The organism is Erythrobacter sp. RANMB8 (assembly GCF_056848235.1).
The window spans coordinates 11,016-26,308 of the sequence record NZ_JBREHG010000006.1 but is presented as its reverse complement, the minus strand read 5'-3'; the positions used below and the strand labels follow the sequence as shown (position 1 = coordinate 26,308).

The following is a 15,293-nucleotide window of genomic DNA, read 5'->3' as shown; positions in this document are numbered from 1 at the left end:
TTGCAAAGTGCCGCTTTGCAAACTACCGATGCCCTATGGGAACGCGGCCAAGAATCTTTGCAGGTGCGCAGCTGCGAATGCTGCGCGAAAGGCGCGGGCTGATGCAGGCCGGACTGGCGGAGCAACTCGGCATCAGCCCGTCCTATCTCAGCCAGATCGAACATGATGATCGCCCGCTGACCCCGCGCCTCATCGAACGGGTCGCCAGCCTGTTCCCGCTCGAATGGTAGGATTTCCCGGGCGAGGATGCCGAACAGCTTTCGCTGCTGCTGCGCGAGGCGGTGGCCGATCCGGTGTTCGATGCGCCGCTGCCGCCCGATGCGGTGGCGCGGCTGGCGCAGCAACAGCCCGCCTTCGCCCGCCGCTTCATCGAACTGCACGAAGCCTTCCGCCGCGCCAACCAGCGACTGGAGATGGTGGACGAGGCGATCTCGGTCGAAACCGACGAAGGCTCGCGCCTGCCGTGGGAGGAAGTGCGCGACTGGTTCCACCTTTCGAACAACTATGTCGATCCGATCGACCGCGCGGCCGAACGGCTGGGGGCGGAGGTATCGGGCGCAGAAGGGGTGCCGACCATTGATGCGCTGCACCGGCACCTTACACAGACCCACGGCATTGCGGTCGATCTGCGTCCGGCGGACAGCCTGCGCAGCTTTGACGAAGACCGGCAGGTGCTGCGGATCGATTCCGGCCAGCCTGCCGCGAGCGTGCGCTTCCAGCTGGCCTATCATCTCGCCGCAACCGCGCTGGGCGATGTGATCCGCGATATCGTCGCCTCGGCGCGGCTGCGCAGTGCCGTGGCGCGCGAATTGCTGACGGTGGGGCTGGGCAATTATGCCGCGGGCGCGGTGCTGATGCCCTATGGCCATTTCCGCCGCGCAGCGCGGGAATTCCGTCATGATGTCGACCGGCTGGCGCTGCTCTACCAGACCAGTTTCGAACAGACCTGCCACCGCCTGTCCACCATGCAGCGCGAGGGCGAGCGCGGCCTGCCGATCTTCTTCTGCCGCGTGGACATGGCCGGCAACATCACCAAGCGGCACAGCGCCACCCGTTTCCAGTTCGCCCGTTTCGGCGGGGCCTGCCCGCTGTGGATCGTGCACGAGGCCGCCGCGATCCCCGACCGCATCCTTGTCCAGCTGGCCGAAACGCCTGACGGGCTGCGCTATGTCTCGATTGCCAAGGGGCTGGTGAAGGCGTCTGGCCGGTTCGACCGCAATCCGCGCCGCTATGCCGTGGCGCTGGGGTGCGAGGTGCAGCACGCGGGCGATTTCATCTATGCCGACGGGCTTGATCTGGCCGCGGCGCGGGCGGTCACGCCCATCGGCGTGTCGTGCCGCATCTGCCCGCGTCCTGATTGCGAGCAGCGCGCCTATCCGCCCAGCGGCCAGAAGATCGCGGTCGATCCGCTGCGCCGCCGGATCGTGCCCTATCACCTGATCGACTGATTGTGCAGGCAACGGCGCGGCGGACACACCCCGCCGCGCCGTGCCTTCTTATCAGAATTGCGCAGTCACCCGCGCCCAGACCCCGCGGCCCGGCCCCGGCAGGCGTTCGCCCACCGGCACATCCGAAGCGCCCACGCGGCTGCGCCCGGCAAGGTGGGGGGCATAGGCCGCGTCCAGCAGGTTCTCTACCCCCGCCTCGATCGCCAGCGCCCCTGTCAGGGCATAGCGGGCGAACAGGCCGATGGTGGCATAGCCATCGCCGGCAAGCTCGCCATTGGTCTGCGAGACGCGGTTCTGGTCAGCGGCCGCGAAGACTTCTGCCCCCAGCGCCAGCCGCTCGTCCGACCATGTCGCCGACAGCCTGAGGTTCGCAGGCGGAATGCGGTAGAGATCATCGGCTATGTCGCGCCGTGCCCCGCGCACGAAGCTGGCCGTCCCCGCCACCTCGATGTTCGCCAGCGGGCGCATCACGACGTCCAGATCCGCTCCGTAAAGCTCGGCATCGGTGTTGCGGAACTGCAAGGGCGTGGGATCGCCGCTCATGCTCGCGACCGTCTCGACCGGGGTATTGATCACGCCCGGCGTGGCATTGAAGGGCGTGCCCTGGATGAAGCCATCGACGCGGCGGTAGAACAGCGTCGGGCGCAGCGTCAGCCAGTCATTATCCCAATCGAACCCGGCCTCGGCAATCCATGCGACTTCCGGTTCCAGCGCCTGATTGCCGACATAGATGTTCCCGTCGGCAAGGCCGAAACTCGCCTCGGTCGGGAGCCAGGCAAAGCGTTCGAGCACGCTCGGCACGCGGGTCTTGCGGGCGAGGGTGAGGCGCGGGGTGAGCGCGCCGCCCTCGATCCACAGCCGGGCGACACCGTCAAAGGTGGTGTCTGCGGCGCTGCGGCCCGAAGCGGCGAAGGCCGCCGCCAGCCCCTGCGGCCCCATCGGCACCGCGCTGCCCAGTTGCGGAACGCCCGCGGATTGCTGCGTCCGGTCGATCCGCCCGCCAAGCTCGAACTGCACCGCGCCCGCACCCCCGCGCCACTGGAGATAGGCCCCGAACCGCTCGGCGCGGATATCGGGCTGGGAATCGATGAAGAAGGCGGGATTGGTCGGGTTGGTGATGGTGACGAAGCGGTCGGTGATCTCGGCATCCGCGCCCGCCTCAAGATAGGCCCGCGTACCGCCGAAACGCAGCGCTGCCTCTGCGGTCATGGTATCGGCATCGGCAAAGCTTGCCCGCGCCTGCGCCGGCACGGCACGCGGCTGGCGCAGAGTCTGGTTGTCCATCAGGTGCCGCACCGCGACATGGCCCAGCCTCAGCGTCAGGCCGACATCATCGGCAATCTGCCCGCGAAAGCCGCCCTGCACGAAATCGGTATCGAAATAGACCATGTCGAGCGCGAAGGGCGGGTTGCCCGAAGGGTCGGTCTCGCTGCGGCGATATTCGACAAACAGCTCGCCCGCGCCGGTGCGCAAGCCCGCATGGACGCCGTAGAGGTTGCGTTCGAACGACGTGCCGACAGCGGTGCCGCCGGGGAAGCGGTAGTCCTTGCCCTGCTCGCGGCTGGCGATCAGGCCGAAGCGCCACAGCTCGCTCGCCAGTGCGGCAAGGCCGCCTGCGGCATAGCTGTCGTCCACGCTGCGATATTGTGCCGCCATGCGCGCCTGCGGAGCGAGGCTTTCGCTGCCCGAAAACTGCGCCTGCACCAGCTCGGCATTGATCGCGCCGCCCAGCGATGGCCCCTCGGCCACCGGCGCGACGCCGCGGGCAACGTCGATCCGCTCGACGAGAATGGATGGCGCATAGTGCAGCGGCGGGTCCATCGCGTTGGGGCCGCCGGTTGCAAAGCGCTGGCCGTTGACCCGGCCCAGCACCCGCTCGCCCGCAAGCCCGCGATAGGAAAGCTGTCCCGACAGCGCGCCATTGCCGAAAAGGTCGGCTCCGGCGACGCGGGCGGCGATTGCGGCGGCATCGGCAGGCAGCGCGATCTGGCGCGGCGCGGCGACGGCATCGCTGGCGATCGTGCCGCTGCGCCGTGCGGTGACGATGATGGTATCGGTGAGCGCGTCCTCGCGGTTCTGCGGCGTGGTTGCGTGTTCGGCCAGCGCGGGGCTGGCAATCGCTAGTGTGCATCCGGCAAGCAGGCTTGCGCGGCGTGCGTATTGCATGGTCATGGTGAATCTATCCTGTCTCGATGAAAATGTGCAGCGGCAGCCGGCTGCCGTCAGACGGCAGCGCGAAGCCCGCGACGATCAATCAGCGAGAAGGGGAGGCCCGCGCAGTGGCGGGCGCAGAAACGCTATTCCGCGCAGCGGGAGCGCATCGAGCGGTGCAAAGGCGACCAGCAGGATAAAGGCCAGCGCCGCCGCCAGCAGAACCGGGTCTGCCCCGCCTAGCGCGGCATGACCAAGCCCCGAAAAGGCGCAAGGCTGGCGCTTTTCGTCCGCCTTGGAGGATGGGCCGCCTGTGTCATCTGTGTTGGGGATGGCGATCCGCATCTGCCGCGGCGTATCGCTGGCATCGGCGCAGATCGTCACCGTCAGGAAACGCTGGCCGCCAGACGATAGCATGAACCCCGCAGGCACCAGCGCCTGCACGCCCAGCACCACCAGCACAAAGGCCAGCAGGGCACGGTAATGCAAACGGGCAAGGCGACGCGGGGGCTTCATCCGCCGCGCGCCTTAGAGCGCTGGCACGGCCTTGTCACCAGCTTACCCCCGGCGCGCTTCGGCAATCCGCTCGCAGCGGCGGGCAATGACGGGATCGGCAAGGGCGGCTTCTACCGGCAGCTCCATCCGCCGCCGCCAGTTGGGATGTTCGCTGACGGTGCCGGGCAGGTTGGGCTGTTCCGCCTCTCCCAGCAAATCCTCCAGCGCGACGAGCGCGAGCGCCGATGGCGTGCGGGCGATGTGGCTGATCGCCGCATCGACCACCGGCGCGGGATCATCGGGCGCGGGGCGGGGTGAGGCATGATCGAGCGTTGACCACAACAGCCCGCGATCCCATTCGCGGATCGCCCCGGCTTCGGCGCGGGTCATGCCTTCGGGCAGGCGGCCCAGCGCCTCGGCCCAATCGAGATCGCGCCCGCGCCACCATCCCGCCACGGTGACGGTATCGTGGGTGCCGGTCATCGCTGCGGCGAGCGGTTCGTAATCGCCAGCGCCGATGAAGCCGTGATCGGCGGCGCGTTCGAACCACAGCACCTGCATCCCCAGCATCCGCCGCTCTGTTACAGCCTGCGTGAAGCCATGGGGGGCGGTGCCCAAATCCTCGGCGATCACCAGCGCATCGGCGCGGTGCGCTTCCAGCGTGGCGAGGCGCACCAGATCGTCGAAGGGGTAGGCAAGGTAAGCCCCGTCCTGCGTCGCGCCGCCGGCGGGGATCACCCACAGGCGGGCAAGGCCGAAGGCGTGATCGATCCTGAGACCCCCGCCTGCCGCCAATCCCGAGCGGATCATCGCGATCCACGGCGCGTATCCCGTCTCGCGCAGGCCGTCCGGAGAAAAGCCGGTGATCGACCAGTTCTGCCCCAGCGGCCCGAGCGGATCGGGCGGCGCGCCGATGGTCAGCCCGTCCAGCATGGCATGGCGCAGGCTCCACGCATCGCTGCCCGAAGGATCGACCCCGACGGCCAGATCGCCGATCAGCCCGATCGCCATGCCCGCCTCCTTCGCCGCCGCCTGCGCCGCCGCCAGCCCTTGCCGGGCGAGCCATTGCACGAACAGGTGGAAAGCGACCTCGTCCGCGTGTTCCGCTGCAAAGCCTTGGGCCGCCGCGCCTGCCGGATCGTGGAACGCCGCAGGCCAGCCCTGCCAGCCATGCGCGCCTTGCGGGCGGAAATGGCAATCGAGCGCGTCGAACAGCGCATGGCGGCGGAGCATCGCATCGCTCTCTGCCGCAATCGCAGCGCGGCGGGCGGGATCGAGCGCCGCGAAGGCCCCGCGCAACTGTGCGAGCCGCTGCGGCATCGCGCTGGCCCAGTCGATCAGCGGCGTGCCTGCATCAGCCGCGAACGGCGACAGGCCCGCCAGCGCCGGATCGGCCAGCGCGCCGTTCAGGAACAGGCGGCTGGAGGGGGAATAGGGGCTGTACCCCTCGCCATGACCAGGGAACAGCGCGTGCACCGGATTGATCGCCAGCGCATCGGCCCCCGCCGCGCCGAACGCCCGTGCCGCTTCGGCCAGCTCCCCGAAGGTGCCGAAGGGGGAGGGAGCGGCGCCCTTGAGCGCCGGAATCTGCACCGATACGCCCCACGGACGGCGCGGGGTCTGCGCAGGCAGCGGGCAATGCGGCGGCGCAACCGCAAGGCGCGTGGTGTGACCATCCAGCGCGAGGTCGTAATAGCCCGGTGCGGCAGCAACCGTCAGCCGCTTGCCTTCCACCGGCAAGGGGCGGGTGACGCCGTCCTCTCCGGTAATCTCGGCGCGGCTGGCGGCAAAGGGCAGGGTGATGACCCGGCCTTCATCGCCCACCAGCAGCGCGGGCAGGGCGCTGCGGCGTTCCTCTGCCAGCGCCAGACTGCGGGCAATCCCGCGCTCGCTCGACGCATCATGGCCCAGCGCCGAGAGCACGGCGGTCAGCGCCTCGTCGCCCACCACCTGCCGGCGGCCTTCGACATCGGTCCATTCGCGCGCCAGCCCGCAGGCCTGTGCCAATGCGGTGAGATGCTCCATCGCGGCCTCCTTTGCCCCCGCATCGGTCCGCGCAGGCCGTCTGGCAAGCGAGCGGCGGCACTTCTGCCCCATGAATACGACTGTCACGGCAATTCGGGCGTTGCTGCACTGCGCCGCAGGTGGCTAGTGTGCGGGCAAGGGGCATCATGGGCGAGCCCTCCACTCGCTCACATTCAACAGGGGAATGCACGCCGCATGACAAGCAGCGCCAATGGCAACAAGACCGCAAAGGCCGCCGAACTCGATGCGCGCATTCTCGATGCCCTGCACCACCGCGTCGGCAAGAACGAACGCGCCGCCAAACCGCACGACTGGTACAATGCCGCGGTGCTGGCGCTGCGCGACGACATTATCGACAACTGGTTTGCCTCCACCGCGCGCACCCATGATGCGGCGGGCAAGCGGGTCTATTATCTCAGCCTCGAATTCCTGATCGGGCGGCTGCTGCGCGATGCTTTGTCGAACCTGGGCATGACGCGCGCGATGGAGCAGGCGTTGCACGAACACGGCCTCGATCTGGCGCGGCTGGAGGAGCTTGAGCCTGACGCGGCGCTCGGCAATGGCGGGCTGGGGCGGCTGGCGGCGTGCTTCATGGAAAGCCTCGCCAGTCTCGACATCCCGGCCTTCGGCTACGGCATCCGCTACATCAACGGGATGTTCCGCCAGCGCATCGACGAAGGCTGGCAGGTGGAATTGCCCGAAACCTGGCTTGCGCATGGCAATCCGTGGGAATTCGAACGCCGCGAAAGCGCCTATTGCGTCGGCTTCGGCGGCGAGGTGGTGAGCGACGGGGCGAGCGTGCGCTGGATCCCGGCGGAAAAGATCGAGGCGACCGCGGTCGATACCCCCGTGGTCGGCTGGCAGGGCAAGCGCGTCAACACGCTGCGGCTGTGGACGGCCAACGCGATGGACCCGATCCAGCTCGAAGCCTTCAACGCCGGCGATCACGCCGGGGCGCTGGCGGCGCAGGTGCGCGCCGACAGCCTTGTGCGGGTGCTCTATCCGGCGGACTCCACGCCCGCGGGGCAGGAATTGCGGCTGCGGCAGGAGTTCTTCTTCTCCTCGGCCAGCATTCAGGACATCGTGCGCCGCCATGTGCAGTATCACGGCGACGTGCGCACGCTGCCCGACAAGGCGGCGATCCAGCTCAATGACACCCACCCCTCGGTCGCGGTGGCAGAGCTGATGCGGCTGCTGAAGGACGAACACGGGCTCGCCTTTGACGAGGCGTGGGACATCACCCGCCGCACCATCGCCTACACCAACCACACCCTGCTGCCCGAAGCGCTGGAAAGCTGGCCGCTGCCGCTGTTCGAACGGATGCTGCCGCGTCACATGCAGATCATCTACGCGATCAACGCCAAGGTGCTGCGCGAGGCGCGCAAGGCGGGGATGGACGATGCGGCGATCGCGGCGATCTCGCTGATCGACGAACATGGCGAACGCCGCGTGCGGATGGCCAACCTTGCCTTTGTCGGCGCGCATTCGGTCAACGGCGTGGCGGCGCTGCACACCGATCTGATGAAGCAGACCGTGTTTGCCGATCTGCACAGGCTCTATCCCGAGCGGATCAACAACAAGACCAACGGGGTGACCCCGCGACGCTGGCTGCACCAGTCGAACCCGCGCCTGACAGGGCTGGTGCGCGAGGCGATCGGCGACGGCTTTCTGGCCGAGACGGAGAAGCTCTCCGACCTCGCCAAATTCGCCACCGACGCCGCCTTTGCCGAGCGGGTGGACGAGGTGAAGCGCGCCAACAAGGTCGATCTGTCGAACCATCTGCGCGAACTCACCGGCATCCGGCTCGATCCCGATGCCCTGTTCGATGTGCAGATCAAGCGCATCCACGAATACAAGCGCCAGCTGCTCAATCTGATCGAGACCGTCGCGCTGTATGACCAGATCCGCAGCCATCCCGAACGCGATTGGGTGCCGCGGGTGAAGATCTTCGGCGGAAAGGCGGCGCCGACCTATCACAACGCCAAGCTGATCATCAAACTCGCCAACGACATCGCCCGCCGGATCAATTCCGATCCATCCGTGGGCGAGGTGCTGAAGGTGCTGTTCGTCCCCAATTACAACGTCAGTCTGGCCGAGCGGATCATTCCGGCGGCGGACCTTTCGGAACAGATTTCGACGGCCGGGATGGAAGCATCGGGCACCGGCAACATGAAGTTCGCCTTCAACGGCGCGCTCACCATCGGCACGCTGGATGGTGCCAATATCGAGATCATGGAGCACGTCGGGCGCGATCACATCGTGATCTTCGGGCTGACGGCAGAGGAAGTCGCGGCCAAGCGGGCCGGAGGCTACAATCCGCGCGAAGTGATCGAAGGCAGCCGCGAGCTGGCGCAGGCGGTGCATTCCATCGCCAGCGGGGTTTTCAGCCCCGATGATCCGGCGCGTTATGCCGGGCTGATGGATGCGCTGATGCATTCCGACTGGTTCATGGTCGCGGCCGATTTCGACAGTTACGCCGCTGCCCAGCGCGAGGTGGACCGGCGCTGGTGCGACCGGCCCAAGTGGCGGGAATCGGCGATCATGAATATCGCCAACGTCGGCTGGTTCTCGTCAGACCGGACGATTTCCGAATATGCCCGCGATATCTGGGGCGTGATGTGAAACCCCCGGCGAGCGCCATCGCTGCACTGCTCGATGGATCGCACGCCGATCCGTTCTCGCTGCTCGGGCCGCACGCAGGGCCGGAAGGCACCTTCGCCCGCGCCATCCTGCACGGGGCCGAGGAGGCCGAGGCGTTCTCGCTGAAGGGCGGCAGGCTCGGGAAAATGACGCGGGTCGATGGCCCGCTGTTCGAAGGCAGGCTGAGAGGCAAGCCCAAGCCGGTGCGCTACCGCTGCCGCGGGAACGGCCACGAATGGTGGGTGACCGATCCCTACAGCTTCGGCCCGGTGCTGGGGCCGATGGACGATTTCCTGATCGCGGAAGGCACCCATTTCCGCCTGTTCGACAAGCTCGGCGCGCATGTGATCCATCACGAGGGTGCTTCGGGCGTGCACTTTGCGGTGTGGGCGCCCAATGCGCGCAGCGTCACGCTGGTGGGCGATTTCAACGGCTGGAACGCGTCCGCCCACATGATGCGCCGCCGCGTCGATATCGGCGTGTGGGAAATCTTCATCCCCGACATCGGCGAAGGCGCGGCCTACAAATACCGCATCACCGGCCCCGATGGCACGGTGCAGCCGCTGAAGGCCGATCCCTTCGCCTTCGCCAGCGAACTCAGGCCCAAGACCGCCAGCATCGTCGCCCGCCCCGGCAAGCGCGAATGGGGCGATGATGCCCACCGCCAGCACTGGGCCAGCGTCGATCCCCGGCGCGAGGCGATATCGATCTACGAAGTCCACCCCGGATCGTGGCAGCGGGACGACAATGGCTGGTTCCTGACCTGGGACGAAATGGCCGCGCGCCTGATCCCCTATGCCGCCGAGATGGGCTTTACCCATATCGAATTCCTGCCGGTCTCGGAGCATCCCTATGATCCCAGCTGGGGCTACCAGACCACCGGGCTCTATGCGCCGTCCGCCCGGTTCGGCGACGTGGAGGGCTTCGCCCGCTTCGTCGACGGGGCGCACCGCGCCGGGATCGGCGTGCTGATCGACTGGGTGCCAGCCCACTTCCCGGTGGACGAGCATGGCCTTGCCCGCTTCGACGGCACGGCGCTGTATGAACACGAAGACCCGCGCCTCGGTTTCCACCCCGACTGGAACACCGCGATCTACAATTTCGGGCGCAAGGAAGTGCGCAGCTTCCTCGTCAACAACGCGCTGTTCTGGGCCGAGCAGTACCATGTCGATGGCCTGCGCGTCGATGCGGTCGCCTCGATGCTCTACCGCGACTACTCGCGCAAGGACGGCGAGTGGATCCCCAATGCCGAAGGCGGGCGCGAAAACTGGGAGGCGGTGGAATTCATGCGCGCCACCAACAAGGCGCTCTATGGCACCCATAATGGCGTGATGACGATTGCCGAGGAATCGACCTCGTGGCCCGGCGTCTCCCATCCCGCTTTCGACGAAAGCCCGCGCACGGCGCTGGGCTTCGGGTTCAAGTGGAACATGGGCTTCATGCACGACACGCTGCAATACATGGGGCGTGATCCGGTGCACCGGAAATACCACCATAACGAGATCACCTTCGGCCTCGTCTATGCCTTCTCGGAGAATTTCGTCCTGCCGCTGAGCCATGACGAGGTGGTGCACGGCAAGGGCACGATCCTCGGCAAGATGAGCGGGGATGACTGGCAGCAATTCGCCAACCTGCGCGCCTATTACGCGATGATGTGGGGCTATCCGGGCAAGAAGCTGCTGTTCATGGGGCAGGAATTCGCCCAGCGCCGCGAATGGAGCGAGGAGCGGGCGCTTGACTGGGAGCTGATGGATGCGCCCGCGCACCGCGGCGTCGCCGATCTGATCCGTGACCTCAATCGCCTCTATCGCGGCACGCCCGCGCTCCACGCCCGCGATTGCGAGGGCGAGGGGTTCGAATGGCTGATCGCCGACGATGCCGACAACTCCGTATTCGCATGGCTGCGCAAGGCTCCGGGCGAGGCGCCGGTGGCGGTGATTTCCAACATGACGCCCGCGCTCCACGATGCTTACCGCCTGCCCCTGCCGCATGACGGGGTGTGGGCCGAGGTGCTCAATTCCGACGCCGCAATCTACGGCGGCAGCGGCAAGGGCAACATGGGCAGCGTCACCGCGACAGACGGCGCAGCCCACATCGTGCTGCCACCGCTTGCCACGATAATGCTGCAATTTGCCGGATAAGAAACAAAACAAAAGCACCAAGGGGAGAAGTTGGGATGATTGAGAGAACGTCTGGACGCCCGCTGGCGCGTGACGCCATGGCCTATGTGCTGGCCGGCGGGCGCGGCAGCCGCTTGATGGAACTGACCGACCGGCGCGCCAAACCGGCGGTCTATTTCGGCGGCAAGTCCCGCATCATCGACTTCGCGCTGTCGAACGCGATCAATTCCGGCATCCGCCGCATCGGGGTGGCGACGCAATACAAGGCGCACAGCCTGATCCGCCACATGCAGCGCGCATGGACCTTTCTGCGCCCGGAACGTAACGAAAGCTTCGACATCCTGCCCGCCAGCCAGCGCGTGTCGGAAAACCAGTGGTACGAAGGCACAGCCGACGCGGTGTTCCAGAACATGGACATCATCGCCAGCCTCGCGCCCAAATACATGGTGATCCTGGCGGGCGACCACATCTACAAGATGGATTACGAGTTGATGCTGCAACAGCACGTCAATTCGGGCGCGGATGTGACCGTGGGCTGCCTGGTGGTGCCGCGCATGGAGGCAACCGGCTTCGGGGTGATGCAGGTCGACGCTGCCGATACCATCACCGCCTTCGTCGAAAAGCCCAAAGACCCGCCGGGCATTCCGGGCAACGAAAGCATGGCGCTGGCCTCGATGGGGATCTACGTTTTCAACACGGATTTCCTCTTCGAACAATTGCGCCGCGATGCCGACGATCCGCAATCGAAGCGCGATTTCGGCGGCGATATCATCCCCTACATCGTCAAGCACGGCAAAGCGGTCGCGCACCGCTTCACCAATTCCTGCATCCGCGCTGCCGAGGAGATCGAGGAGTATTGGCGCGATGTCGGCACGCTGGACGCCTATTTCGAGGCGAACCTCGACCTCACCGACACCGTGCCCAAGCTCAACCTCTATGACCGGGACTGGCCGATCTGGACCGATGCCGTGGTCGCCGCGCCGGCCAAGTTCGTCCACGATGAAGACGGGCGGCGCGGGTTTGCGGTATCATCGCTGGTGTCCGGAGACTGCATCATCTCCGGCTCGGAAGTGCGTCGCAGCCTGCTGTTCACGGGCGTCAAGATCGGCTCCTATTCGACCGTCAACGAGGCGGTGATCCTGCCCTATTGCAATATCGGGCGCGGGGCGCGGCTGGGCAAGGTGATCATCGATTCCGGGGTCCGTATCCCTGAAGGCATGGTGATCGGCGAAGACCCGGTGCTGGACGCACAGCGCTTCCGCGTGTCGGAAAAGGGCGTGGTGCTGGTCACCCGCGACATGATGGCGAAGCTGAAACTATGAGCATGAAAGTCCTGTCGGTTGCATCGGAGGCGGCGGGGCTGGTCAAGACCGGCGGTCTCGCCGATGTGGCAGGCGCGCTGCCCGCCGCGCTGGCGGCGCAGGGGGTGGAGGTGACCACCTTTGTCCCCGGCTATCCGGCGGTGCTGGCAAAGCTGGGTAAGGCCAAGGCGGTGCACAAGTGGGATGCGCTGCTCGGCACGCCTGCGCGCTTGCTGGCGGGCAAGCTGGGCGCGCAGCCGCTGCTGGTGCTCGATGCGCCAGCGCTCTTCAATCGCGAGGGCGGGCCTTACGCCGATGCATCGGGGCGCGACTGGGACGATAACTGGCGGCGCTTTGCCGCCTTCGCCCGCGCGGCTGCCGATATTGCCGGCGGGGCGGTGAAGGGGCGCGCCTTCGATCTGGTCCACGCACATGACTGGCAGGCAGGGCTGGTGCCTGCCTATCTGAAGCTCGCCCCTTTGCCCGGCGGGCAGGCGGTGCCAAGCATCATCACCATCCACAATATGGCGTTTCAGGGATACTACCCCGCCGACATCTTCCCGCACCTGGGCCTGCCGCCCGAAGCCTGGCATGTCGATGCGGTCGAAAGCTATGGCGGGGTCGGTTTCCTCAAGGCGGGGATGCAGCTGGCCGATGCGATCACCACTGTCAGCCCGACTTATGCGGGCGAGATCCGCAGCGTCGAATTCGGGATGGGGCTGGAGGGGCTTATCCTCGCCCGCTCGAATTGCGTGCACGGCATCCTGAACGGCATCGACACGGCCGAATGGAACCCCGCCACCGACCCGCACCTCGCGGCGAATTTCAGCGCCGCGAAGCTGGCCGGGCGGACGAAGAACAAGCGGGCGATCGAGAAGGAGTTCGCTCTGACCCGCGATGACGGTCCGCTGTTCATCGTGGTCAGCCGGTTGACCTGGCAAAAGGGCATGGATGTGCTCGCAGGCGTTCTCGATCACCTTGTCGGCATCGGCGGGCGGCTCGCGCTGCTGGGATCGGGCGATGCCGAGATCGAGCAGGCCTTCCACGCCGCCGCCGCCCGCCATCCGGGGCGTGTGGGCGTGCGGATCGGCTATGACGAGGCACTCTCGCACCGCTTGCAGGGCGGGGGCGATGCGATCCTGATCCCCAGCCGGTTCGAGCCTTGCGGGCTGACCCAGCTTTACGGCCTCGCCTATGGCTGCGTGCCGGTGGTGGCGCGCACGGGAGGCCTCGCCGATACGGTGATCGACGCCAACCCCGCCGCTCTTTCCGCAGGGGTGGCCACCGGCATCCAGATGAACGCTGTCAGCCACAATGCACTGGCGATGGCGGTGAGCCGCACGGTGGAGCTGTTCGCGCAAGGGCCCGCATGGAAGCGGATGCAGAAGAACGGGATGACCGCAGATTTTTCGTGGGGGGCCAGCGGCGCTGCCTATGCCGCGCTCTACCGCCAGTTGATCGGGGAACAGGGATGATCACGACAGTCGCCACCACGCCCTTCGAAGGGCAGAAGCCCGGCACATCGGGCCTGCGCAAGAAGGTGCGGGTGTTTGCGCAGCCCAATTATGCCGAGAATTTCATCCAGAGCGTGTTCGATGTGGCCGAACGGCCTGCGGGATCGACGCTGGTGATCGGCGGGGACGGGCGGTTCCACAACCGCACGGTGATCGCCCGCGCCATAGAGATGGCGGCGGCCAACGGCTATGCGCGCGTGCTGGTGGGGCAGGGCGGTATTCTCTCGACGCCTGCCGCCAGCCACGTGATCCGCAAATATGGCGCAAGCGGCGGTTTGATCCTCTCGGCCAGCCACAATCCCGGCGGGCCGGACGAGGATTTCGGCATCAAGTACAACATCGCCAATGGCGGCCCTGCGCCCGAAGCCGTGACCGAGGCGATCTATGCCCGCACGCAGACCATCGACCGCTGGCTGATGGTCGAAGGCACGGTCGATCTCGACCGGATCGGCACGAGCAAGGTGGGCGATATGGTGGTCGAGGTGATCGATCCCGTCGCCGACTATGCCGATCTGATGGAGGAACTGTTCGATTTCCCCGCGATCCGCAGCGCGGCGGCAAGCGGCGCGCTGACCATGGCGTTCGACGCGATGCACGCGGTGACGGGGCCTTATGCGACCGAGATTTTGGAAGGCCGCCTGGGCTTTCCGGCAGGCACGGTGCGCAATGGCACGCCGCTGGAGGACTTCGGCGGGCATCACCCCGATCCCAACCTCGTCCACGCGGCAGAGCTTCATGCACTGATGATGTCGGCAGACGCGCCCGCCATCGGCGCGGCGTCGGACGGGGATGGGGACCGCAACCTCATCATCGGCAACGGCGTATTCATCACCCCGTCGGATTCGCTGGCGATGCTGGCGGCGAACGTGCACCTCGCGCCTGCCTACTCGCAAGGGCTGAAGGGCATCGCACGCTCGATGCCGACCAGCACGGCAGTGGACAAGGTGGCCGCAGCGCTGGGCATTCCGGCATGGGAAACGCCGACGGGGTGGAAGTTCTTCGGCACGCTGCTCGATGCCGGAAAGGCCACGATCTGCGGCGAGGAAAGCGCCGGCACCGGCAGCGATCACGTGCGCGAGAAGGACGGGCTGTGGGCGGTGCTGCTGTGGCTCAACATCCTCGCTGTGACAGGCAAGCCGGTGGCCGAGCTGGCGCAGGAGCACTGGGCGCGGTTCGGGCGCAACTACTACGCCCGCCACGATTACGAGGCGATAGCGACCGACAAGGCGAACGCATTGATGGCGGCGCTGGAGGCTTCGCTTGAACATCTGCCGGGCAAGGCTTTCGGCCCGCTGACAGTCTCCGCCGCCGACCAGTTTGCCTATACCGATCCGGTCGATGGCTCGGTCAGCCGCAATCAGGGCGTGCGGGTGATGTTCGCCTGCGGATCGCGGATCGTGTTCCGCCTGTCGGGCACGGGGACCGAGGGCGCGACCTTGCGGGTCTATCTCGAACGCTACGAAGCCCCTGAAGGGCTTCTGGCGGAGGAGACACCCGCGATGCTCGCCGATCTGATTGCTGCGGCCGAGGCGATGGCCGGAATCGCCGCCCACACGGGCCGCACTGCACCCGATGTGGTGACGTGACGCAGCGGCCTGG

8 protein-coding genes and 1 pseudogene are annotated in these 15,293 nt (G+C 66.8%); 6 read left to right on the top strand and 3 right to left on the bottom strand.

Features of this window, described 5'->3' with window-relative positions; all coding sequences use genetic code 11:
- Positions 1-35: 35 nt before the first annotated feature.
- Positions 36-1,448 (top strand): annotated as a pseudogene (locus tag ACU0AG_RS09660) (helix-turn-helix domain-containing protein).
- Positions 1,449-1,499: 51 nt separating this feature from the next.
- Here ACU0AG_RS09660 and ACU0AG_RS09655 read toward each other — a convergent pair.
- From ACU0AG_RS09655 to malQ, 3 genes are all read right to left on the bottom strand, one after another.
- Positions 1,500-3,620 (bottom strand): TonB-dependent receptor domain-containing protein, encoded by a 2,121-nt coding sequence (locus tag ACU0AG_RS09655; RefSeq protein ID WP_482782069.1) that lies wholly within the window; start codon positions 3,618-3,620, stop codon positions 1,500-1,502.
- A gap of 78 nt (positions 3,621-3,698) precedes the next feature.
- Positions 3,699-4,115: a DUF2946 family protein gene (locus tag ACU0AG_RS09650; RefSeq protein ID WP_482782068.1), complete on the bottom strand. Its 417-nt coding sequence runs from the start codon at positions 4,113-4,115 to the stop codon at positions 3,699-3,701.
- 42 nt (positions 4,116-4,157) lie between these two features.
- The gene (gene malQ / locus ACU0AG_RS09645; protein ID WP_482782067.1) at positions 4,158-6,119 is read right to left on the bottom strand and encodes a 4-alpha-glucanotransferase; all 1,962 of its coding nucleotides are present in this window, start codon (positions 6,117-6,119) and stop codon (positions 4,158-4,160) included.
- A 195-nt stretch (positions 6,120-6,314) separates the two neighbouring features.
- On the opposite strand from malQ, the gene ACU0AG_RS09640 reads away from it, so the two are divergent.
- From ACU0AG_RS09640 to ACU0AG_RS09620, 5 genes are read left to right on the top strand one after another with little or no spacing between them, the layout of a single operon-like run.
- Positions 6,315-8,741, top strand: coding sequence for a glycogen/starch/alpha-glucan phosphorylase (locus ACU0AG_RS09640; RefSeq protein WP_482782066.1), 2,427 nt, complete (start codon positions 6,315-6,317; stop codon positions 8,739-8,741).
- On the top strand, positions 8,738-10,900 hold the full coding sequence (gene glgB / locus ACU0AG_RS09635) for a 1,4-alpha-glucan branching protein GlgB (RefSeq protein ID WP_482782065.1): 2,163 nt from the start codon (positions 8,738-8,740) through the stop codon (positions 10,898-10,900). Before ACU0AG_RS09640 ends, glgB begins: the two co-directional genes overlap by 4 nt.
- Positions 10,901-10,935: 35 nt before the next feature.
- Positions 10,936-12,201 carry a glucose-1-phosphate adenylyltransferase gene (gene glgC, locus ACU0AG_RS09630; protein ID WP_482782064.1) on the top strand — a complete coding sequence of 422 codons (1,266 nt, stop codon included), beginning with the start codon at positions 10,936-10,938 and terminating at the stop codon, positions 12,199-12,201.
- Entirely contained in the window at positions 12,198-13,655 is a 1,458-nt protein-coding gene (gene glgA, locus ACU0AG_RS09625; RefSeq protein WP_482782063.1) for a glycogen synthase GlgA, read from the top strand. The genes glgC and glgA overlap by 4 nt, the downstream gene beginning before the upstream one ends.
- The gene (locus ACU0AG_RS09620; protein ID WP_482782062.1) at positions 13,652-15,280 is read left to right on the top strand and encodes an alpha-D-glucose phosphate-specific phosphoglucomutase; all 1,629 of its coding nucleotides are present in this window, start codon (positions 13,652-13,654) and stop codon (positions 15,278-15,280) included. The genes glgA and ACU0AG_RS09620 overlap by 4 nt, the downstream gene beginning before the upstream one ends.
- Positions 15,281-15,293 lie beyond the last annotated feature (13 nt).

Excerpts from the sequence above, each read along its gene's own strand:
- ACU0AG_RS09640 (WP_482782066.1), top strand. The coding sequence starts at position 6,315 with ATGACAAGCAGCGCCAATGGCAACAAGACCGCAAAGGCCGCCGAACTC.
- ACU0AG_RS09620 (WP_482782062.1), top strand. The coding sequence starts at position 13,652 with ATGATCACGACAGTCGCCACCACGCCCTTCGAAGGGCAGAAGCCCGGC.
- ACU0AG_RS09655 (WP_482782069.1), bottom strand. The coding sequence starts at position 3,620 with ATGACCATGCAATACGCACGCCGCGCAAGCCTGCTTGCCGGATGCACA.
- glgC (WP_482782064.1), top strand. The coding sequence starts at position 10,936 with ATGATTGAGAGAACGTCTGGACGCCCGCTGGCGCGTGACGCCATGGCC.
- malQ (WP_482782067.1), bottom strand. The coding sequence starts at position 6,119 with ATGGAGCATCTCACCGCATTGGCACAGGCCTGCGGGCTGGCGCGCGAA.
- glgA (WP_482782063.1), top strand. The coding sequence starts at position 12,198 with ATGAGCATGAAAGTCCTGTCGGTTGCATCGGAGGCGGCGGGGCTGGTC.
- ACU0AG_RS09650 (WP_482782068.1), bottom strand. The coding sequence starts at position 4,115 with ATGAAGCCCCCGCGTCGCCTTGCCCGTTTGCATTACCGTGCCCTGCTG.